Annotated in this window: 22 protein-coding genes; 4 read left to right on the top strand and 18 right to left on the bottom strand. The window is 66.7% G+C overall.

The genetic code is table 11. The features are described 5' to 3' along the window. Nucleotides 1–61 precede the first annotated feature (61 nt). The 15 genes from JOF48_RS09800 to JOF48_RS09730 form a co-directional block, all read right to left on the bottom strand. On the bottom strand, nucleotides 62–616 hold the full coding sequence (locus JOF48_RS09800; protein WP_209680199.1) for a DUF6882 domain-containing protein: 555 nt from the start codon (nucleotides 614–616) through the stop codon (nucleotides 62–64). A 9-nt stretch (nucleotides 617–625) separates the two neighbouring features. After that, nucleotides 626–1363: an NUDIX hydrolase gene (locus JOF48_RS09795; protein ID WP_342591210.1), complete on the bottom strand. Its 738-nt coding sequence runs from the start codon at nucleotides 1361–1363 to the stop codon at nucleotides 626–628. Next, nucleotides 1360–2460: an AAA family ATPase gene (locus tag JOF48_RS09790; RefSeq protein WP_209680198.1), complete on the bottom strand. Its 1101-nt coding sequence runs from the start codon at nucleotides 2458–2460 to the stop codon at nucleotides 1360–1362. The genes JOF48_RS09795 and JOF48_RS09790 overlap by 4 nt, the downstream gene beginning before the upstream one ends. A gap of 2 nt (nucleotides 2461–2462) precedes the next feature. Further along, a complete protein-coding gene (pnuC, locus tag JOF48_RS09785; protein WP_209680197.1) occupies nucleotides 2463–3116 on the bottom strand; it encodes a nicotinamide riboside transporter PnuC in 654 nt (217 codons plus the stop codon). Between the two features lie 211 nt (nucleotides 3117–3327). Continuing rightward, nucleotides 3328–3783 (bottom strand): VOC family protein, encoded by a 456-nt coding sequence (locus JOF48_RS09780; RefSeq protein ID WP_209680196.1) that lies wholly within the window; start codon nucleotides 3781–3783, stop codon nucleotides 3328–3330. 114 nt (nucleotides 3784–3897) lie between these two features. Next, on the bottom strand, nucleotides 3898–4569 hold the full coding sequence (locus JOF48_RS09775; protein WP_342591209.1) for an SDR family oxidoreductase: 672 nt from the start codon (nucleotides 4567–4569) through the stop codon (nucleotides 3898–3900). Nucleotides 4570–4794: 225 nt separating this feature from the next. Further along, the gene (locus tag JOF48_RS09770; RefSeq protein ID WP_209680194.1) at nucleotides 4795–6186 is read right to left on the bottom strand and encodes a sulfate adenylyltransferase subunit 1; all 1392 of its coding nucleotides are present in this window, start codon (nucleotides 6184–6186) and stop codon (nucleotides 4795–4797) included. Beyond that, nucleotides 6186–7136 (bottom strand): sulfate adenylyltransferase subunit CysD, encoded by a 951-nt coding sequence (gene cysD / locus JOF48_RS09765; protein ID WP_209680192.1) that lies wholly within the window; start codon nucleotides 7134–7136, stop codon nucleotides 6186–6188. The genes JOF48_RS09770 and cysD overlap by 1 nt, the downstream gene beginning before the upstream one ends. After that, the gene (locus tag JOF48_RS09760) at nucleotides 7133–7870 is read right to left on the bottom strand and encodes a phosphoadenylyl-sulfate reductase (RefSeq protein WP_209680190.1); all 738 of its coding nucleotides are present in this window, start codon (nucleotides 7868–7870) and stop codon (nucleotides 7133–7135) included. The genes cysD and JOF48_RS09760 overlap by 4 nt, the downstream gene beginning before the upstream one ends. Next, nucleotides 7867–9627, bottom strand: coding sequence for a nitrite/sulfite reductase (locus JOF48_RS09755; RefSeq protein WP_209680189.1), 1761 nt, complete (start codon nucleotides 9625–9627; stop codon nucleotides 7867–7869). Before JOF48_RS09755 ends, JOF48_RS09760 begins: the two co-directional genes overlap by 4 nt. A gap of 581 nt (nucleotides 9628–10208) precedes the next feature. Continuing rightward, nucleotides 10209–10781 (bottom strand): DUF4190 domain-containing protein, encoded by a 573-nt coding sequence (locus tag JOF48_RS09750; RefSeq protein ID WP_209680187.1) that lies wholly within the window; start codon nucleotides 10779–10781, stop codon nucleotides 10209–10211. Nucleotides 10782–10914: 133 nt separating this feature from the next. After that, nucleotides 10915–11619 carry a sirohydrochlorin chelatase gene (locus JOF48_RS09745; protein ID WP_245346479.1) on the bottom strand — a complete coding sequence of 235 codons (705 nt, stop codon included), beginning with the start codon at nucleotides 11617–11619 and terminating at the stop codon, nucleotides 10915–10917. Nucleotides 11620–11693: 74 nt separating this feature from the next. Then, nucleotides 11694–13151: an MFS transporter gene (locus JOF48_RS09740; protein WP_342591208.1), complete on the bottom strand. Its 1458-nt coding sequence runs from the start codon at nucleotides 13149–13151 to the stop codon at nucleotides 11694–11696. A 3-nt stretch (nucleotides 13152–13154) separates the two neighbouring features. After that, nucleotides 13155–14375, bottom strand: a complete 1221-nt coding sequence (locus JOF48_RS09735; protein ID WP_209680185.1) for an ABC transporter permease — start codon at nucleotides 14373–14375, stop codon at nucleotides 13155–13157. A gap of 1 nt (nucleotide 14376) precedes the next feature. Continuing rightward, the gene (locus JOF48_RS09730) at nucleotides 14377–15345 is read right to left on the bottom strand and encodes an ABC transporter ATP-binding protein (RefSeq protein WP_209680183.1); all 969 of its coding nucleotides are present in this window, start codon (nucleotides 15343–15345) and stop codon (nucleotides 14377–14379) included. Between the two features lie 125 nt (nucleotides 15346–15470). On the opposite strand from JOF48_RS09730, the gene JOF48_RS09725 reads away from it, so the two are divergent. The 4 genes from JOF48_RS09725 to JOF48_RS09710 all read left to right on the top strand — a co-directional run bounded on the left by JOF48_RS09725 (nucleotide 15471) and on the right by JOF48_RS09710 (nucleotide 17787). After that, the gene (locus JOF48_RS09725) at nucleotides 15471–16115 is read left to right on the top strand and encodes a trimeric intracellular cation channel family protein (protein ID WP_209680181.1); all 645 of its coding nucleotides are present in this window, start codon (nucleotides 15471–15473) and stop codon (nucleotides 16113–16115) included. A gap of 42 nt (nucleotides 16116–16157) precedes the next feature. Continuing rightward, nucleotides 16158–16586, top strand: coding sequence for a hypothetical protein (locus tag JOF48_RS09720; protein WP_209680179.1), 429 nt, complete (start codon nucleotides 16158–16160; stop codon nucleotides 16584–16586). Between the two features lie 62 nt (nucleotides 16587–16648). Further along, entirely contained in the window at nucleotides 16649–17248 is a 600-nt protein-coding gene (locus JOF48_RS09715) for a hypothetical protein (protein WP_209680177.1), read from the top strand. 2 nt (nucleotides 17249–17250) lie between these two features. Beyond that, nucleotides 17251–17787 (top strand): hypothetical protein, encoded by a 537-nt coding sequence (locus JOF48_RS09710; RefSeq protein ID WP_209680173.1) that lies wholly within the window; start codon nucleotides 17251–17253, stop codon nucleotides 17785–17787. 100 nt (nucleotides 17788–17887) lie between these two features. Here the strand turns inward: JOF48_RS09710 and JOF48_RS09705 are convergent, their stop codons facing one another. Genes JOF48_RS09705 through JOF48_RS09695 form a run of 3 tightly spaced genes read right to left on the bottom strand, consistent with a single transcriptional unit; the run spans nucleotide 17888 to nucleotide 21073 of the window. Then, nucleotides 17888–18991 (bottom strand): polyprenyl synthetase family protein, encoded by a 1104-nt coding sequence (locus JOF48_RS09705; RefSeq protein WP_209680170.1) that lies wholly within the window; start codon nucleotides 18989–18991, stop codon nucleotides 17888–17890. Beyond that, complete coding sequence (locus tag JOF48_RS09700) at nucleotides 18988–20310, bottom strand: geranylgeranyl reductase family protein (protein ID WP_209680167.1); 1323 nt, start codon at nucleotides 20308–20310, stop codon at nucleotides 18988–18990. Before JOF48_RS09700 ends, JOF48_RS09705 begins: the two co-directional genes overlap by 4 nt. A 31-nt stretch (nucleotides 20311–20341) precedes the next feature. After that, nucleotides 20342–21073: a demethylmenaquinone methyltransferase gene (locus tag JOF48_RS09695; RefSeq protein WP_209680163.1), complete on the bottom strand. Its 732-nt coding sequence runs from the start codon at nucleotides 21071–21073 to the stop codon at nucleotides 20342–20344. Nucleotides 21074–21176: the final 103 nt, after the last annotated feature.

Genomic DNA, 21176 nt, shown 5'->3' with positions numbered 1-21176 from the left:
TTGTCCAGCACAACGGCCGGGGGTGCGAATCGGTTCCAACTGCCGCCCCGGTTCAGGCCGCTCACCGGTTCCGTCCGGCCGTGCCCGGACCGCCAATCCGCACCGGCCCCCGGCTCCCGGCCCCCGGCACGGCTGCAGCCGACAACGACGTCATGGTGAGTTTCCCAAACGTGAGGAACACCCGCGCGGTTCCGGCCTGTCCGCTGTACGTTCCGGCGGCATTGCCTTGCCTGGCCGCAACCGCCGTGAACTCCCACGCCGCATCCATGTCCGCGGGCACCTGCAACTGTGTGTACTGCGGCAGCGAGTTCTGTGCGCCCCATTCCCTTGCGGCGAGCGCGTCGAACCGCAGCGGGGCCGGCACCGACGGATGGTCCCAGCCCCACATGAAGGTGCCGTCAAACAGGGTCCCCACCACCTGGATGTCCGCGGTGACCAGCTTGTCCGGGAACATGAACGAGACCTTCCCCAGGTTCATGTCAACGTCCCACCGGCAGTCGGCACGGTTCATGCCCCACGTGTTCATGTGGATCTGCTGGACTTCCGCCATCGCCTCAACACTGGCGGCAATGTATGCCTCGGGCGTCGCCTTCTTCCTTGGCGCAAAGATTCCCATGTTCGGTGTTTATCCCTTTGTTCGGTTGAGAGGTGGCAGGATCCATTGCCCCGCCACCTTGAAGAGCGACGCCGGAGCCCCCACTGCCTGCACCTTGCCTCCCGTGGGGGCCAGGCAGGCGCGCATTTTCCGGGTGAAGTTTCCGGCCGGAAGTTCCACCTGCCACACCGCGGTGTAGACGTCCCGGAGTGCGGAGACGGTGAATTCCTCCGGCACCAGGGCGGCGGCAATGGTGGTGTATTCCATTTTTCCGGCCAACCGTTCCAAGCCTGCATGCAGGATTTGGGCATGGTCAAATGCCAGGGCGCCCGTGTCCAGCGCATGGACGGGCCGCCATTGTGCCTTGGCGGCGTCGGTGCCTGCCCGCAGCTCCGGCAGGCTTGCGCCGTCGGAGGCCAGCAGGACCAGGTGCGCCACCGACACCACCCGCATCCGGGGGTCGCGGTCCGGGGCGCTGTAGGTGGCCAGCTGTTCCACGGCCACGCGGTGGCCGGAAAGGTCCAGCCCGGCTTCCTCCGCCAGTTCCCGGCGGGCCGCCGCGAGAGCGTCCTCGTCGGGCCCCACGAATCCCCCGGGCAGGGCCAGTCTGCCGAGGAACGGCTGCCCGCCGCGTTCCACGAGTGCCACATGCAGTTCCTTGTTGGCCACGGCAAACACCACGAGGTCGACGGTCAGCGCGACGGGTGGAAACTCGGCGGGGTTGTAGCCGGCCAGGAACTCGGCCTCCTGGGATCCGTTGCTGCTCACGCCGCTCCTTCCAGCACTGTGCGGCCGGCCCAGGCGGGGGCCGTGAACGTGTTTTGCTGTTCCAGCATGGCATCAATGACGGCGGTGGCGGTGGCCATGCGGCGTTCATGGCTGCCTGTCACGAGGATCCACGAGTGGCCCTCCTCGGTCAGCGCCTCCTTGAACCATTCGGTCATTTCGGGGCGCCGGTGCTCGCCTTCGCGCCAGCCGTCGTCTTCAAAGTCCACGCCGTTGAAGTCGGTCAGCAGGTACACGTCGCGGCGGGGCAGGTGGGTCAGGGCCTCGTACGAGCCGTAGCTGCCATCGCCCAGGTAGTACCGCTCCCACAAGGTGGTGGCGAGTGCGTCGGTGTCCGCAATGACGAGTGGTGCGGCCTCCGCGGCGGCCTGCTCCATGGCGGTCTGCCGGGTGGCGATGATGCCAAAGTCCGCATCCGTCCACACCAGGTCCTCCACGGTTGCCCCGCGATGTTCCACCTGCAGCTTCTCCAGCAGTTCGTAAGTGTAGAAGCGGCCGTGCTCGGTGACGTCGCGCATGGCCGGGAATTGCCGGCGGTAGTGCGCCGTCAGTGCCTCGCTGAGCGTGGTGGTGCCGGTCGATTCCGCGCCGACCACGATCACCCGCACGGCCAGCCCGCGCCGTGCCGCCGGAACCAGCCGGCCCCAGTTTCCCGCCAGGTCCTCCCGGCAGGCGGTGCCGCTGATGCGGTGGGTGCTGCGTGCCGGGTCGACCACCATGTGGGCGGCACCAAACGCGTCCGCCAGCCGCTCGCCGTAAGCCTCAGACGTGAACACGGCGTCAACCTTTTCCACACCCTTGGCTTTGAGCGCCCAACGCATGTTCTCCACCTGCGCGGCCCAAATCTCGTCACTGGCGTAGTCCACGGGGCAGTCGTTGCGGACCGGCACAATGGTGACGTTTCCGCCGTCGAACTCTTCCTCAAGCCAGGCGGCACGCCGGGCGGCGGTGAGCGACTCAAAGCGGCTCCCCTGGACCAGCACGTACACGTGCCGGGCGGCGGCTGCGGCCGTGGCAATCAGGTGCCGGTGGCCGGCATGGGGCGGGTAGAACTTGCCAATGACGAGTGCGTTCTCCATGGTCAGACTCCTGCCAGTGCGGGTTCGGGTGCGGCGGTTTTGCGGAGGCGGTTCCAGCCAAGCAGGCCGTACAGGCACAGGGCCAGGAAGCCGATGTAGAGGATGGCGGTCAGCGCCAGGCCGCGGCTGAAGTAGAGCGGGACCGAGACGAGGTCGATCACGATCCAGACGTACCAGTGCTGGAAGATTTTCTTCGCCTGGGCGTAGGTGGCCACGAGCGAGGCGGCGAGGACGAAGGCGTCGGGAATGGGGACCACCGAGTCGGTCCCGGCGTGCAGCAGCCAGGCGATGGCTGCCGTTGCCAGCACGACGGCGGCGGCTCCCGTGAGCGCCTCGGTGCGGGTGGCGCTGCGGATGGGGAGGTCGTTGGCGCCGGCCGTTCCGCTGGCGCCGCGGCTCCACTTGATCCAGCCGTAGACGGCGATGGCGGCGAAGATGACCTGCAGGAGCGTTTCTCCGTAGAGGCCGGCGCCGAGGAACAGGATCACGAAGGCAATGTTGTTCAGGATGCCCACGCCCCAGTTCCAGATCTTCTGCCGGGCCACGCCCCACACGCAGGCGGCGCCGGTGGCGAAGCCGATGACCTCAACCCAGCTCACCGGGTTGTCCAGAAGGGTGAAGGCCGTGGCGTTGAGCCAGTCGATGATGGCGTTCATGGCGCCTCCTCTTGAGTAGTTATTATCAACTTGATAATAACTGTAGCACAGAGGCGCCACGGGGCAGGACAGAGCGCTTCCGGCCAGGCCGGCAGGGGCAGACCGTGGCGGACCTCAGGGGCACCCTGGTCCGGAGGAGACCGTGGCTATGACTTTCAGGAGCCCCTTTGCAGGCTCGAGCGAACTTACGCTGGATTCATCCTGCCAACATTCAGGAGTGGCCGAGGCCTTCTTCCTGCTGTTCCGCCATGAACGATTCGGGGCCCTCGGCGGCAGCCTGGGGGTCCATCCAGATGGCGCCGAAGAGGTTGCCGTCCGGGTCCTCAAAGTCGCGGGAGTACATGAAGCCAAGTTCCTGTGCCGGGCGGGGCTCGGTGCCGCCTGCGGCCAGGGCCTTCTCCAACAGTGCATCCACGGCAGCGCGGCTGTCCTGACTCAGTGCCGTTTGCACCTGGATCGACTTGCCCGGGTCCACAATGGGCTTGTCCGTGAATGTGGCAAAGTACTCCTTCTTCAGCACCATGACGAAGAAGTTGTCGTCCGCCTGGATGCACGCCGCATTCTCATCGGTGAAATTCGGCTGGATTGCCCAGCCCACGGCCTCGTAGAAGGCCTTGGAACGGTCAAGGTCGTTCGTGGGAAGACTGATGAATACCTGCGTGGACATGGTGATCTCCCTGGCTCGGGCAGTGCTGGTGCCGGGATTTCCCGGCACCCTCCATCGTTGCGAACCACGGGACCCACGTCAATGGATCACGCCGTAAAAAATGATCCCTGTGCACTACCAGGAGACTGTTTCCCCGCGGTAGTCAAGGAACTGCAGGCCGCCTTTTCCATGGCTGCCCTGAATGGTGCGCACCAGACGGGGAATGCTCTCCTCGATGGTCAGCGGCGCATTCGGCCCGCCAACACCCGTGCCCCTGATCCACCCCGGCGCCAGCAGCAGCAGGGTGTGCCCGTCATCCTGGGTCCGGGCCGCATAGCTGCGCATCAGCTGGTTCAAGGCGGACTTGCTGGCGCGGTAGATTTCAAATCCGCCCCGGGTGTTGTTTTCGATGCTGCCTTGGCCCGAGGACATCACGGCCAGGGTGGCTCGTTCCGAGGCAAGCCCGGCAAACGCCTCGATGAACCTCATGGGGGCGAGGGCGTTGGTCAGCATCAGCCGGGAAAACTCCGCGTCGCTGACGGTTGCAATCGTCTCCGCTTCGTCGTTGGTGACGCCTGCGTTGACGAACACCAGGCCGAAGGAATGCCCCGCCAGGCGTGCGTGCAGCGCAGCCAGCTGGTCCAGCTCCGTGATGTCCACGGATTCAATCTCCAGCAGCCCGCGATATTCTTCCACCAGCACGTGCAGCGGTGTCGGCTCCGGCCCCCGCACCGTGGCAACCACACGGGCGCCTTGGCTCAGGTACTCCCTGGCAATGGCCAGCCCCAGGCCCCGGGAGGCACCCACCAGCAGGACTGATTCACCCGAAAAGCTGAGTTCACCGCAGTACCTCCTTGGACCGCCGGAGTGTCCGTGCCTTTCCATCGTTGCGACCGGCCGCACGTAGGTCAAGGCACCACCTGCGAAAAATGATCCCGATCCCGCCTTCTGATCCCCGGATCCCGGGGTCAGAAAGCGTCATCGGGATCATTTCCGGCGGACCGGCGGGATCGGGATCATTTCCGGCCGGCGCTAGATGGCGTAGCGCTCGTCCTCGTGGTCGCCCGGGTGGTCGCGGACCATGCCGGCGGCCAGGGTGTTGCCGTCCTGCGGGTCGATCACCAGGAAGGCGCCGGTGCGGCGGTGGCGCGCATACGTCTCGATCGGCACTGGCGACGCCAGGCGGATCTGCGCCGTGCCGATGTCGTTCAGCCCGAGCCCGGAGGCCTGCCCGTAGGCGAACGACTCCAGCTCCAGCTTGCCCGTGACGGCGCGGATCAGGCCCTGAACGGTCTTGCTGCCGTGCTTGATCAGCACCTTGGCGCCCTCGCGCAGCGGCTTGTCCGAGAGCCAGCACAGTTCGGCGTACAGGTCCTGGCTGACCTCGCCGAAGGTGCCGGTGGCGGCAATGACGTCGCCGCGGGCAATGTCGATCTCCTCGCTCAGGCGCAGCGACACCGACTGCGGTGCCACCGCCTTCTCCAGCGTGCGGCCGGCAAAGTCGATGCCCACAACGGAGGCCTTCCGTCCCGAGGGCAGCACCGTGATCTCGTCCCCCACCGCGACGGCGCCCGAGGCGACCTGCCCGGCATAGGCGCGGTAATCGCGGAAGGAGGCACCGGCGTCGTCAGCGAGGGTGAGCTCAGGCGCAAGCGCACCCTGGGGGCGGACCACCAGCTGGACGGGGAAGCGGAACGGCTCCAGGCCGCGCTCCAGCTCGTCAGTGGTGGGCAGCGTTTCGAGCAGCTCCAGCAGGCTGGCGCCCGTGTACCAGGGGGTGTGGGCTGAGCGCTCCACCACGTTGTCGCCCTCCAGCGCGGAGACGGGGATGACGACGACGTCGTCCAGCCCGATGCCGGCGGCCACGGCCTGGACGTCGGTCTCAATGGTGCGGAAGACGTCCTCGCTGAAGCCCGTGAGGTCGATCTTGTTGACGGCGACGATCACGTTGGGGACGCGCAGCAGGCGCAGCACGGACAGGTGCCGGCGGGTCTGCTCCAGCACGCCCTTGCGGGCATCGATGAGCACGACGACGGCATCCGCGGTGGACGCGCCCGTCACCGTGTTCTTGGTGTACTGGATGTGCCCGGGGCAGTCGGCCAGGATGAAGCTGCGGCGGTCCGTGGCGAAGTAGCGGTAGGCCACGTCGATCGTGATGCCCTGCTCGCGCTCGGCGCGCAGGCCGTCGGTCAGCAGCGCGAGGTCGATCTTCTGGGTGCTGCCGTTCTCGCCGCCGAAGCCGCGGTCCGCCGAGGTGCGGGTGACGGCGTCGAGCGTGTCGGCCAGGATGGCCTTGGAGTCGTGGAGCAGGCGGCCCACCAGGGTGGACTTGCCGTCGTCGACGGAGCCGGCGGTGGCGAAGCGGAACAGCGTGGACTGTTCAAGGGGCGCCGCATCAAGCGGGGTTTCGGTGATGGTGCTCATTAGAAGTAGCCGTCCTTCTTGCGGTCTTCCATGGCTGCCTCGGAGATGCGGTCATCGGCCCGGGTGGCGCCACGTTCGGTCAGGGTTGAGGCGGCGACTTCGCGCACCACGTCGTGGACGGTGGTGGCGTCGGAGGCCACGGCGCCCGTGCAGGACATGTCGCCCACCGTGCGGTAGCGGACCTGCTTGATGACTACTTCCTCGTCGGGGCGCGGCTGCGAGACCGGCCCGACAGCGCGCCACATGCCGTCGCGCTCGTACACTTCGCGTTCGTGGGCGTAGTACAGCGGCGGCAGCTCGATGCCTTCGCGGGCGATATAGCGCCACACGTCCAGCTCGGTCCAGTTGCTGATGGGGAACGCGCGCACATGCTGGCCCACGGTGTGGCGGCCGTTGTACAGGTTCCACAGCTCGGGGCGCTGGTTGCGCGGGTCCCACTGGCCAAACTCGTCGCGCAGGGACACGATGCGTTCCTTGGCGCGGGCCTTGTCCTCGTCGCGGCGGGCGCCGCCAAACACGGCGTCAAACTTGTTGCGGGCAATGGCATCCAGCAGCGGCACGGTCTGCAGCGGGTTGCGGGTGCCGTCGGCGCGCTCGGAGAGTTCACCGGAATCGATGAACTCCTGCACGGAGCCCACCTCCAGGCGCAGGCCCAGGCGCTCAACGGTGCGGTCGCGGAAGTCGATGACCTCGGGGAAGTTGTGGCCCGTGTCCACGTGCAGCACGGGGAACGGGACCTTGCCGGGCCAGAACGCCTTCGTGGCCAGGTGCAGCATCAGCACCGAGTCCTTGCCGCCGGAGAACAGCAGCGCGGGGCGCTCGAACTCGGCCACCACCTCGCGGATGATGTGGATGGCCTCGGATTCCAGCAGGTCCAGCGAGTTCAGCTCTGCATCGCCGGCCGGTGCCGTCCCGGGGCTCAGGTCTTGGTCAATGGTTTGGGTGCTCATACGTGTAGTCCGCATTCTGTCTTGGAGGTTCCGGCCCAGCGTCCGGACCTGGGGTCGGCGCCGGGGGCCACTTTCTTGGTGCAAGGTGCACAGCCGATGGACGGGTAGCCCTGGCTGAGCAGTGGGTTGACGGGCAGGAGGTTGTCGTCCGAGTACGTGATGAGGTCCTCGTAGCTCCAGTCCGCCACGGGGTTGACCTTCACCAGGCCGTTCTTCTCATCCCACACCACCAGCGGGGTATTGGTGCGGGTGGGCGCCTCATCGCGGCGCACACCGGTGAACCACAGCTCGTAGCCCTGCAGGGTGCGGTGCAGCGGTTCCACCTTCCGCAGCGCGCAGCACTGGGCCGGATCGCGGGCGAACAGGTCCTTGCCCAACAGCGAGTCCTGCTCCGCCACCGTGTTCAGCGGCAGCACGTCCACCACGTTCACGTGCAGGTTCTCCGCCACCTCGTTGCGCGTGGCGTACGTTTCCGGGAAGTGGTAGCCGGTGTCCAGGAAAAGGACGTCCACGCCGGGCAGCTGGTCCGCAACAAGCGCCGGCAGCACGGCATCGGCCATGGAACAGGCGACGGCGGCCGCACCGGTTGCGAAGTTTTTCGCCACCCAGGCGATGACGTCCTTGGCGGACGCGTTCCAGTCCAGTTCCGCTGCGCCGGCCTCGGCGAGGGCCTTCAGCTGGTCGTGCGAACGCAGGCCCGTGGCGGGATCGGCGGCGGCTTGGGTTTCGGTCATTTCAGCAGCTCCTCATCCACGCGGTGGGCGAACTCGGCAAAGGTCTCATCCGCCAGCTTGTTGGCCGCGTAGCTGCGGATGACGCGTTCCACGTAGTCGGCCAGGTCGTGGATGGCAACCTTCAAGCCGCGGACGGTGCGGCCCAGGCCGGCCTCTTCACGGTTGTGCGAAGACAAGCCCCCGCCCAGGTGGACCTGAAAGCCTCCTGTTGTGCCGCCGTCGTCCGCGGGAACCACAATCCCCTTCAGGCCGATGTCAGCGGTCTGGATGCGGGCGCAGGAGTTGGGGCAGCCATTGAGGTAGAGGGTGATGGGCTCGTTGAGTGCGCCGGCATCAACCAGGTCGGCCAGGCGCACCTCGAGCTCACCGATAACGTCGATGGCCGTGTCCTTGGTGTTGACGATGGCCAGCTTGCAGAACTCGATGCCGGTGCAGGCCATGGTGTTGCGGCGGAAGACCGACGGGCGGGCGGACAGCCCCACCTCGTCCAGCCCGGCCACCACTGCCTCGACCTCGTCCTTGGGGATGTCCAGGGCAATGACCTTTTGCAGCGGGGTGGTGCGCAGCCGGTGGGAGCCGTGGGCCTCCAGGAGGTCCGCCAGGGCGAGCATCTGCGTGCCGGAGAAGCGGCCCACAAACGGGGCGGCGCCGATGAAGAACTTGCCGTCCTTCTGCTCGTGGACACCAACGTGGTCACCGTTGACGGTGGCCTTGGGCGGGGCGATGCCGTCGGGCAGCTTGCGGCCCAGGTATTCATCCTCGAGGACCTGGCGGAACTTTTCGGCGCCCCAGTCCTCCACCAGGAACTTCAGCCGGGCCTTGTTGCGCATGCGCCGGTAGCCGTAGTCGCGGAAGATGCTGGTGACACCCTCCCAGACGGCCGGCCCGTCCTCCGGCGGCACAAACACCCCGACGCGCTGCGCCAGCCGGGGCGCGGTGGAGAGCCCGCCGCCCACCCACAGGTCGTAGCCGGGTCCGAGTTCCGGGTGGCGCACGCCGACGAAGGAGATGTCGTTGATCTCGTGGATGGTGTCGTGGTCCGGGTAGCCGGTGATGGAGGTCTTGTATTTGCGCGGCAGGTTGGAGAACTGCGGGCTGCCGATGAAGCGGTCGCGAATTTCCTGCAGGAAATCGGTGGGGTCGATGATCTCCGCCTTGGCGATGCCTGCCACAGGGGAACCGAGCATGCCGCGGGGCACGTCGCCGCAGGCCTCGGTGGTCTGCAGGCCGACAGCCTCGAGCCGGCGCCAGATCTCCGGCACGTCCTCCACCTCAATCCAGTGGAACTGGATGTTTTGGCGGTTGGTCAAATCTGCCGTGTTGCGCGCAAAGTCCACGGAAATCTGGCCGATCACGCGCAGCTGCTCGGTGGTGAGCTTGCCGCCGTCGGTGCGCACGCGCATCATGAGGTAGCTGTCCTCAAGCTCATGCGGTTCCAGGGAAGCAGTCTTGCCGCCGTCGATCCCCTGCTTGCGCTGCGTGTACAGACCCCACCAGCGGAAGCGGCCGTGCAGGTCGTCGTCGCTGATGGACTCGAAGCCCTGCTTGGAGTAGATGGTCTCGATGCGGTGGCGCACGGAAAGCCCGTCGTCCTCCTGCTTCCATGCCTCCACCGGATTCAGCGGTGCCTTGCCGTCAACCTTCCACTGCCCGTGCGGCTTGGCGGCGGGGCGGGGGCGGGCGGTGCGGACCGGCTTGGCAGGGGCGTCGGTTTCAGTGCCGGCGGCGCCCGCTCCGGCTAGAGCTGTCTGTGTCATGGAATGAGCCTAGGGCGCACCCCTTCTTGCACCAATCGACTTTGCAACGCTTGTTCACCTTGGGCAACATTTCGTCATACTGCCAGTTTTTGTCCAAGATGTGCTTGCAGCATTTCCTGCCCCGTCCGGGGTGCGACTGCCGGCCCGGCATTTGCCCATAAACAGGTCCGACGGCGGCCGTCCGGAAGATTCCATGCTGCCGACGAAACTCCGGCGGCAGCAAGAAGCCGGGCCAACCGTGCCGTTCTGCGCAGAGTTTGGCGCTGGCGTGACGCAGAACAGTGTTATGCGCCATGCCAGGCTGCAGCTCTCCGCAGAACAGCACGCTCACACCGCAAAAGCCGGCCCAGTGACTCAAAACAGCTTGAAAGTGCTCGTTGCACCCCGAACGCAGCCACCGCTTCAGCTTCCTGCGCACGGATATCTGTTAACCATGCGCAGCTCTTGGAGTTGCGCATGGTTGTAGCTTAACGAAGCGCAGGAGCGTGAGTGGCGCCGCGGAGCATGCGGGAAGGTTGGCAGCTGGCGGCGGGCCTGCGGGGCTGACGCCAAAAAAATGGGCCTGGCCCGGAGGCGTGGGGCTAGTAGCTGTAGGTCTCGCCGACTACAGTGCCGATGAAGCCGAGGATCATGATCCCGAAGAACAGGACGGAGCCGGCCAGCGAGATATAGCTGATGACGAGCCCCGCCACGGCCAGCCCCCGTCCCTGCTCATTTGTTTGGCTGATCTGCTTCAGCGCCATGTGGCCAAGGACAATTCCTGCAATGTTGAAGACAAAGGCAAAAACGAGCGAGAGGATGGCCAGCGTGTTGGTGCCGCCGGGCGCGGGTGCGTCATAAGGCGGGACACCGTAGTAGGGCTGCTGCATGCCCGGTTTCTGGGCTCCGTACGGAGAGGTTTCGAATGGCTGGGCACCGTACGGCGGAGTTCCATATTGCGGGGCTCCATACGCAGGAGTGCCAAACGGCTGCTCCCCCGGCTGCGGCGCCCCGTACGCAGGCGTGCCGTACTGCGGCGTGGCAAACTCGGGCGCGTCAGGGACCTGGGCGCCCGGGTAGGGTGCCGGCTGGCCGTAACCGTATCCGGGCGTCCCGCCGTTGGGGGCTGCGGTGCCGGGGGCAACGTAAGGATCTGGCGTCGGGTTTTCGCCCAAGGAAGGCCTCCGTGTGTCTGGGAACAAGCATCATGCGTATCCCCATAAGATACCTGACCTGCCGGAAAGAGGCAGGCCCGCCAGGCGGCTCTTCTTTCTGCTGCCGGCCAGGGTTCCGTGCCTGGCCTCCGGGTCAGGACCCCGGCACGGCCGGCGGTGCTGCGGTTAGTGCAGCGTCGAAGTGCTCGAGCGCCAGCTCGGCCAGCAGCGTGGACGGCAGCAGCGGCGCAGACACACGGTCGGCCCCGGCCTTGGCGAGCTGGTCGTGGAAATAGCCGGGCGCCAGGAGGTAGGAGGCCACGGCGACGCCGGCAGCCCCCTTGTCCTTCAGCACGGCAACCGCTTCGGAAACGGACGGCCGGGCGCTGGCACCGTAGGCGGCGAGGACTGGTTCGCTGCGGCGGACGGCCAGGTCCGCGGCAAGCACCTCGACCTGTTCGGCTGCTTCCGGCCGCGAGGATCCCGCGGCAGCCAGCACAATGCCCCACCCCTCCGGCAGCTCCCCCAGCCGTTCATCAAGCAGCTTGGCCAGCCGGGGATCCGGCCCCAGCGGGGCGGCGGCGAAGGTGTTGGGGCGTGAGGCCACAGCCTCGGCAATGTCCACCTGGACGTGATAGCCCACTGTCAGCAGCAGCGGCACCACCACGGCACGGGCCCCCGCCGGCAGCCCGGCCACGACGTCCGGCAGTTCCGGCCCCTGCACATCGACATATGCTTCAAGCACCGTCAGGCCGGGCCGCAGCGCAGCAATCCCGGCACGCAGCGCGTTGATGCGTCCCTGCCCGTCGGCGTTGTTGGTGCCGTGGGCGCAGGCAATCATGATGGCTGAATCCGCCATGTGAGAGGTCCTTTCGTGGTGGGGCCTGTGGACAATGTACGGCACACGCGCGGCGATCGCTGCAGAATGTTTCCTCACGTGTCGGCTCCCGACGATTCGCCGGCATCCGCCCGGGCCGCAGCATTGCTGATTCCCAGCGCGGCGACGACGCCGCCTACAACAAACAGGGCCGCCGTGATCAGCATGACGCGCCGAAACGACGCAAAGTCCAGCACCCCGCCCAGCATGACCCCGGCGAGCGCCACCGCTATCAGCCCCGCCACTCGAGAGACGGAGTTGTTCACGGCCGAGCCGATCCCCGCCTGCGACACCGGCACGGCCCCCAGTATCGCGGCGGTCAGCGGCGCCACCGTGACGGACATGCCGAGCGACATCACGAGGATTCCGGGCATCATCTGCCACCAAAAATCAAACGGCTCCGATGCCGAGGACATCAGCAGGTACCCCGCACCGGCCACCACGGGCCCCACCGCCATGAACAGCCGCGGCCCGTACTTCCCCGCCAGCGTGCCAAACCTGCCCGCGAGCAGCAGCATGACCACGGCCGTGGGCATGGACGCCAAGCCCGCCACGGCCGCCGACAGCCCCGCCACTTCCTGCAGGAACAGCACCATCATGAGCCCGCCCAGGGAGACGCCGGCATAAATGAATGCCGTTGCCGCATTCCCCATCCCAAAATTGCGGATCCGGAACAGCCCCAGCGGCATCATCGGCGCCCGGACCCGCGCCTCCCACCAGAGGAATCCGGCCAGCCCGGCAACGCCCACCACAAACGGCACCATCACCAACGGGCTGCCCCACCCCAGCCGTTCCTGCTCAATCAGGGCAAACACCGTCCCAAAAAGTCCGACGGCGACCAGCACCGCCCCTGCCAGGTCGATCCGTTGCGCCGCGCCCGCCCGGGTGACGGAAGAAACAGGAGGTGCGGTGCCGGCAGAGGGGGCAGCGGCGTCGTGCTTCACAAGGGGCAAAGGTTGCAGCCCCCGCACCGGCAGGGCCAGACCCCGCAGCAGCATCAGGGTGGCGGCGATGGGGAGGACGTTGATGGCGAAGATGAGGCGCCAGGTGGCGTAGTCGGACAACAGCCCGCCCAGCAGCGGGCCGGCGAGGAAGGCGGTGCCGGTCCAGGCGGTCCAGGAGCCGATCGCCTTGCCCTGCGCGGCGCCGCTGAAGGTGGAGGTGATCAGTGCCAGCGAGCTCGGCACCAGCAGTGCCGCGCCGGCGCCCTGGATGCCGCGGGCCACAATGAGGAAGCCCGCGGTGGGTGCGGCGGCGCAGGCGAGGGAGGCCACGCCGAAAATCAGCAGGCCGGCGCGGAGGATGCGGACGCGGCCGAAGGTGTCGGACAGGGAGCCTGCGATCAGGATCAGGGAGCCCAGGGCCAGGAGGTAGGCGTCGACCACCCACTGCTGCGTGGTGATGCCGCCGCCGAGCTCGCGGGTCAGGGCGGGCAGGGCCACGTTGACGATGGCGCCGTCCAGGAAGGCCACGAACGAGGCGAGGATGGCCACCCACAGCACGCGCCGCTGCACGGCTCAGGCCTTTTTGGCGAAGGCTGCGCGGAGGGACAGTTTGCGGGAGTACTCGATGGAGCCGTAGCGGAACAGGTGCACGGCCACGCGCAGCGCCAGGACGCCGAACACGAACAGCTCCACAATGACAATGATGGCGGCGACCGCGGTGAGCGAGCCGAACGCGTTGCGCAGCAGGGCCGTGATGGGCGCGGTGAACGGGAAGTAGGTGAAGATCTGAACGATCATCGAGCCGGGGTCGCTGACGATCATCGTGACAATGTAGAAGGGGATGAACATCATGATCATGACCGGGGCGAACACGGCGCTGGCATCCTTGGCCGTGGGCATGACCGCGCCGATCCCCACCAGCACGCCGGTAAACAGGATGAAGCCGCCCACAAACAACAGGACCGCGAACAGCATGGGACCGAACTGGAACTGCAAGTTGGAGAGGTCAAAGTCGGGCAGGGCCAGCTCGTCGCGGAAAAATACGTAGCCCAGCAGCATGGGCGTGGCGAACACCAGCGCCTGCACGGCCCCCACCAGGAACAGCGAGATCACCTTGCCCACCACCAGCGTCGTGGGGTTCAGCGTGGTCAGGATCATTTCCGTGACCCGGTTCTCCTTCTCCTCCAGCGTGGACGCCAGCATCTGGTTCGCGAGCAGGATGATCACCACGTAGAACAGCACCAGGAACAGCAGCGGCGGCACCACGGTGTCCAGCCCGCCGGACGGCTCCCCGTTCTTGAACGTCTGCGAATCCGTGCTGAATTTCCCCTGCACCGCTGCCGTCAGCTCCGCCGAGCCCACCTTCTCCTGCGCCGAGACCACCACCAGCTGCTTGGCCACGGCGTCGTAGCTGCCGTTCTTGAAGATGCCCTGGTCCGTGCCGTACACGTGCACCGGCTCCTTGGACACGTCCGCCGGGAAATTGAACCAGGCGTTCAGTGTGCCTTCCCTGACGCGGTCGACGGCGGAGGCCGGGTCCTGCTCGACCGTCCCGCCCATCGCCGTGGCCAGCTTCGGGTCGATCAGCCCGGAGGCGTCCGTGTAGGTGAATTCCAGGGTCTGGTTCTTTTGCGCCTCGGAGCGCGACTGTGTTGCGGAACTGCTGGCAAACACCAGGCCAAACACGATGCCCAGCAGCACGGGGATGGCCAGGGTGGCGATCCAGAAGCGGCGCTTCTTGATGGTGCGCGTGAACTCAAATGCCACCACGGTGCGCAGGTTGTGCCGTGCCATCTCAACCCGCCCTCCCTGCCGGTGCCGGTTGCTGCCCGGCCGGCCCGGACATTGCGGCAGGCCCGGCCCCGTTCTCGCCGTAGACCTGGATGAAGATGTCGTCGAGGCTGCGCTTGGCGGCCGTGAAGCCGCGCACCACCACCCCGGCCTGCACCAGCTCCTTCAGCACCTGGGCCTCGTCCACGCCGTCGTCCACGGACAGCTCCGCATAGTTGGTCTCCGCCAGGGTGACCTGGTAGCTGGGCGAGGGCGGGATGGTGCCCGTGTGCTTGACCCGGACGGTGCGCCCGCCAAACTGGTTCTGCACCTCGTCGATGGTGCCGTACGCCGCGGCCCGGCCGTCCTTGAGCAGGATGATCCGGTCGCACAGGCGCTCCACCTCCTCCATCTGGTGGGTGACCATCATGACGGTGGCCCCGGCCCGCTTGCGCTCCTCGATGATGTCCATGAGAAGGCGCCGGTTGACCGGGTCAAAGCCCTTGGTGGGTTCGTCCAGGATGAGCAGCTCGGGCTCGTTCATGATGGTCACCCCCAGCTGGATCTTCTGCTGTTCGCCGCCGGAGAGCTTGTCCACGCGCAGCTCCGCCTTGTCTGCCAGGTCCACCCGGTCCAGGAACTGGCGGCAGAAATCGTTGGCGGCCGCCTTGCTCATGCCCTTCAGCCGGCCAAAGTAGCCCATGACATCGCGCACCGACTCCTTCTTGTACAGCCCGCGTTCCTCCGGCAGGTAGCCGAGCCGTGCGCCAAAGTCGTCGCTGAACACCTTCCCGTTGATCCGCAGGGTTCCCGACGTGGGACGGTAGATGCCCAGCAGGGCCCGGATCGTCGTCGTTTTTCCGCTGCCGTTGCTGCCCAGGAATCCGAAGGTCTCGCCGCGGAGCACGTCAAAGGAGAGCCCGTCGATGACCTGCTTGGCACCAAACCGCATGTGGAAGTCCTGGATGTGGATCAACGGCTCGGCGGCGTTCATTCTTCCAGAGTAGTCACATGTGCCGGATTTTCGGGGAAAAATTCGCCTTTTTCACGCCGACACCGTACGCTAAGCGCTGCCGCTTTCCATGCCGGCTGGCCACCAGCCGAACCACAAAGGCACCCATGACCATTGACCTTCCGCTCATCCTCGACCTGCTGGGCGTGTTCTTCTTCGCCGTCTCCGGTTCCCTGCTCGCGGCCCGCAAGGGGTTCGACATCGTCGGCTCGGTGCTGCTCGGCTCCATGGTTGGCCTGGGCGGCGGCGTGGTCCGGGACATCGTCCTGAATCAGGGACCGCCGGCCGCCTTTTCCAACCAGATCTACCTGGTGCCGCCCCTTGCCGCGGCCTTGCTCGTGTATTTCACCGTCAAGAATGTCAAACGCAGCGGGCGGCTGCTGTTCATGTTCGACGCCGGCGGGCTGGCCCTGTTTTGCGTCACCGGCTCTCTGAAGGCGCTGGATGCTGGGATGAACCCGGTGGCCTGCATCCTGCTGGGTGTCACCACCGCTGTGGGCGGCGGGATCCTGCGCGACATCACTGCGAACGACGTGCCCAAGGTGTTCGATCCGAAGGACCTGTACGCGATCCCGGCCTTTGTGGGCGCGGGACTGACGACCGCGATGTGGCACCTGGAATGGCTCAACCTCGCCTCCGGGACGGCCGCCGCCGTCGTGGTGTTCACCCTGCGCATGCTGAGCCTGCGCTACGGCTGGCATGCCCCGCTGGCCGCCCGCAGCTGGGCGGCGCGCAGGCCCCGGCGCGGCTAGGATTGATAGGGAGCAGTTCCCGCCAAATGTTGAAGGATTTCCATGTCTGACATGTTCGTAGAGAAGTTCCGCGGCCTGGTGCCCCTGTACCTGGAGGAGCCCTGGCAGGAAGCCGACGGCATCACGTGGGAGGACCTGGATGAGGTCTTTGCCGAGCTGAAGCTCACCGTGCCGCTGGCCCTGCGCGAATTCCTGCACGCCCTCGGCAACTGCGAGGACCTCATGGAGGCGTACTACTACTTCTGGGACCCTGAAGAATTGGAAGTCGAGGACGGCTACCTGCTCTTCCTCGAAGACGAAGACGAGACCTACACGTGGGGCATGCTGGCCGACCAGGCCGATGTCCCCGACCCCCTCGTCTGGCGCCGCAACAACGCCACCGGCGAATGGATCAATGAGGAAGGCACCTTCAGCGAGTTTGTCTTTGACATGTTCGACTGGGTCTTCAACGAAGTGCTCGCCGAAGACTAGGCCGCGCAGCAACACCTCCGGAAGCTATGGGAATATCCCTCCGATAGCGGTACGGTGGCGTTATGAACACTCAGGAGCCTTCGAACGCATTGAATCCCTCACCGGCTGCGGTTGTCGAGCTGGTTGAAAGCCTGGTTGCGGGCATGTGGCCCCGCTCCGACTTTGACCGAAAAACCTGGTTTGACACTCACGGGCTGGTCTCCGGCGCACCCTGGGATGAGGCCAGTGCCGCCCCCGCCGTGGCACACTATTCACTGCGGACGCCGCTGGCCGGGGGCGAGATCTCCTCGTCGTGGAGCTCCTACGGCGCCAGGTTCCTGGGCATCAGCATGCAGCTGTACTCGTCCATGCAGACGGACAACCCCTCCACGCAGGAAGGGTACGAGGACATTCATTCCCGGCTGGCCGGACTGTACGGCGAAGGCAGCAACCCCTGGCGCGACCCCGTGGTGCAGGCCTGCGTCTGGAACGTCAACGGCCGGCGCATTGTGATCCGCTTCTTCAACCTCCAGCACAGCGGTGTGATGGTCAGCGTGGACGACGCCGGGTTGGCCAGTGCCTCCGAGGCGGCGGCGCGGCGGCGCATGGAACCGGCCCACTGGAACTCAAGCGCGGAAGGTTCAAGCCCATTCAACATCCCGAGGATCGGCCGGGAGGCGTAAGCGTGTCAGGGTCCCACCCGCCCGGCCTGGATCCGGACGGGTCCATCGATCCGGCCGCCGTCGTGGCCCTTGTACAACGCATCGTCCAGGATCCCTGGCCCGCCTCGGTGGCCGGGCGGGAACGCCTGTTTGCCCGGCTCGGACTGAAGGCTTCCGGGCGTCGGGTAGGCGGTCCGCACACGGTCGGGACCGAGTTGCACCACGCCCTGGATGTCCCACTTGACGGCCCGGTCATGGGCACCTGGACCCTGGACGGCGGCGCCTTCACGCAGGTCTATTTCCAGCTCCGCTGGGATTCGTCACCGCCAAGTCCGGAAACAACCGAGTGCTTCGACGAGATCCTGCACCGGTTCACGGAACTGTACGGCGAGCCGGAAGTCCCTTGGCACGGCCAAAACGGCCTGCGCCGCATGTGGGACGCCAACGGTTTGGAGCTCGACGTCCACTATGGCAACGAGGCCCGCAGCTCCCTCATGATTGCGATCTCCGACGGACTGCTGGCGGCCCTCACAGCACGGGAGCAGCCTCCGGCTCCCTGACTACGTGGCAAACTGGGGCCCCGGCTGAGCCGGGACGTGGCAAACTGGCGAGGACGTGGGAAATTTCCCACGTCCTCGCCAGTTTGCCACGCCGTCAGTGTCAGACGTCGCGGGAGACCACGGCTTCGGCGAAGTTGGCAAGGGCCGTCTTGACGATGCCTTCCGGCAGCGGGTCCAGTGCCCGGATCGCGGCGTCCGACCATTCGCGGGCCACGGCCCAGGATTCCATGGTGACGGGATGTTCGCGCAGCGCGGTCACGGCGGCAGCGAGGGATTCGTCGCTGGTGAGGTCGCCATCCACCAGATCCAGCACGGCGGCGGCAGCGGCGTCACCGGCAGCCACGGCGTTGCGCAGCAGCAGCACCGGCAGTGTGGGCACACCCTCGCGCAGGTCGGTGCCGGGCGACTTGCCGGAGACCTGCTTCAGCCCGGTCACGTCGATGACGTCGTCAGCCAATTGGAAGGCCACGCCGACCTTTTCGCCGTAGTCCACCAGCACGTCCTGGACGTCCTCGTCGACCCCGGCAAAGATGGCGCCCAGCTGCCCGGATGCGGCAACCAGCGAGCCGGTCTTGTCGGCAATCACGGACAGGTAATGGTCAATGGGGTCCTCGTCGGGGCGCGGGCCAACCGTCTCATGCAGCTGTCCCAGGCACAGGCGTTCGAAGGTGCGGGCCTGGATGCCAAGCGCCTTGGACCCCAGTTCGGACACCAGGATCGAGGCCCGGGCAAAGATGAGGTCGCCGGTGAGGATGGCCACCGTATTGCCCCACACCTCGTGGGCGGTGGGTGCGCCGCGGCGGAACGGCGCGGAATCCATGACGTCGTCGTGGTACAACGTGGCAAGGTGGGTCAGTTCCACCACGACGGCGGCCTGCACCACTTCCTTCCGGCCCGGGTCCCCGAGGTGGGCGGCCAGGAGGACCAGCAGCGGGCGGATGCGCTTGCCGCCGGCTTCCACCAGGTGCCGGCTCGTGGCGTCGGCCAGGGGGTCGGAGTGGGCGATCGCCTCGCGCAGCACCTTTTCCACCTTGGCCATGCTCATCGAGATGGACGGTCCAAGGTCGGGGTCCCCGGCCACGGCCGAGAAGCCTGTCGGCAGTTGCAGCCCGGTGGCGATGGCCATGGTGCTGGGCTCGGGGTCATGGCCATCTGGGCGGCCCTGCCCTGCGGGGGTCCAGCTGTGGTTCGCGGAAGTAGTCACTGCTTAACACTAACTATTGGTAGGGATTGTTGCTTGGATGTGCGTGTGTCGTCCTGGTTGCTGGTGGCGGGGACAAGCTTCTCCAGTAGATGAATCACTCTATCCTCAATCCCCCGCTCCCCGGAGTCGGTGAGGTTTGCCATGAACCGGACCACAAAACGCATCAGGACCGGCACGGGCATGCCCGTGCGCAGCGCCAGTTTCATGATGCGCGGGTTCCCGATCAGGGAGGCAAAGGTGCGGCCCAGGGTGAAGTGGCTCCCCCACTGTTCGCGGACAAAGCCGCTGTAGCCGCTCAGCGCGTGGTCTGCGGCAAGCCGGGAGTTGGTTCCGGCGGCACGGGCGATGAAGTCTGCAGCGTAGCGGGCGGATTCCATGGCGTAGGAGATGCCTTCGCCGTTGAACGGGCTGACCATGCCGCCGGAATCGCCCAGCAGCATCAGGCCCTTGGAGTAGTGCGGGGTGCGGTTGAAGCCCATGGGCAGCGCGGCGCCGCGGATGGGCCCCACCTGGTTCTCAGGCGAGAACCCCCATTCGGCCGGCATGGCCGCCGTCCAGTCGCGCAGCACGGCGCGGTAGTCCAGCTTGCCGAACTCCTTGGAGGAGTTCAGGATGCCAAGGCCCACATTGGAGGTGCCGTCGCCCACGCCAAACACCCAACCGTAGCCGGGCAGGACCTTTCCGTCCGGGGAGGACAGCTCCAGCCAGCCCTCCATCCAGTCGTCGTTGTGGCGCGGTGAGGTGAAGTAGGTCCGGTAGGCAACACCCATGGGCCGGTCGTCGCGCTTGGCCATGCCCAGCGACACGGCGGTCCGGGTGGAGTTGCCGTCGGCGGCCAGCACGACGTCGGCATGGAAGTCCGCCGTTTCGCCCGTCTTCCTGCCCGAGCTGTCCAAAAGTGATGCCCTGGCACCCACCACGGTTCCGGCGTCGTCCATCAGGGCGGTGGTGACGGAATGGCCTTCAAGGATGGTGGCACCGGCGGCGCGGGCGTGCGCGGCGAGGGCCTCGTCGAAGCCCAGGCGGGTGCGGATGAGGCCGTAATTGGGGAAGTCGGTGAGCTCGGGCCAGGGAACCTCGATGCGGCGCCCGCCCGCGATCAGGCGCAGGCCCTGGTTGCGGCGCCAGCCGTCAGCGGTGTCATGTGGCAGCCCCATGAGCTGCATTTCGCGCACGGCGCGCGGGGTCAGGCCGTCGCCGCAGACCTTTTCACGCGGGAACCGGGTCTTTTCCAGGACGGTGACCTCGATCCCGGCGGAGGCCAGGTGGTATGCAGCTGTGGACCCGGCGGGGCCGGCACCTACAACAAGTACCTTCACGGTGGGTGGTGTTTCCTTTGTTTGGCTTCGCTCAGGTGGCGGGCGCGGGATCGGCCTGGCCTGCGGGCTGCAGCGGCTTGGTGGCACGGTGGACGGCCACGATGCCGCCGCTCAGGTTGCGGTAGGCGACCTTGCCCCAGCCGGATTCGCCGAGCCAGCCGGCGAGGTTGTCCTGGTTGGGCCAGGCGCGGATGGACTCGGCCAGGTAGACATAGGCGGCCGGGTTGGAGGCCACCTTCTTGGCGATGGGCGGCAGTGCCCGCATCAGGTATTCGGTGTAGACGGTACGGAACGGGGCAAAGGTGGGGTGGGAGAACTCGGCCACCACCAGCGTGCCGCCGGGCTTGGTGACGCGCAGCATCTCGCGTAGCGCCTTCTTCGGGTCCACAACGTTGCGCAGGCCGAAGGAGATGGTGGCGGCGTCAAAGGAGTTGTCCGCGAAGGGCAGGTTGGTGGCGTCCCCGGCAATGAAGTCGATGTCCGGGCGGCGGCGCTTGCCTACCTTGAGCATGCCCACGGAGAAGTCGCAGGCCACCACGTGCACGCCGGCGTCCGCGAACGGCTCGCTCGAGGTGCCGGTGCCGGCGGCCAGGTCCAGGACCCGCTGCCCGGGCACGGCGCCGACCGCATCCACCACGACACGGCGCCAGCGGCGCGTCTGTCCCATGGACAAAATGTCGTTGACGATGTCGTATTTGGGGGCCACGTCGTCAAACATGGCGGCCACTTCTTCCGGACGCTTCTCCAAAGATGCACGGTTCACCTCCCTAGTCTCTCAAACTTTGTCCGGCTTCGCCCGCCAAGGCGCCCTGAAGGCGGCTCCCGGGGCCCGTTTGTGGGCGATCACACCGCCCCGGCGGCGGAAA

Origin of the sequence: Arthrobacter stackebrandtii (assembly GCF_017876675.1) — a bacterium.
In the GTDB taxonomy this organism is placed as follows: Bacteria; Actinomycetota; Actinomycetes; order Actinomycetales; family Micrococcaceae; genus Specibacter; species Specibacter stackebrandtii.
This window is presented reverse-complemented; position numbering and strand designations above follow the sequence as displayed.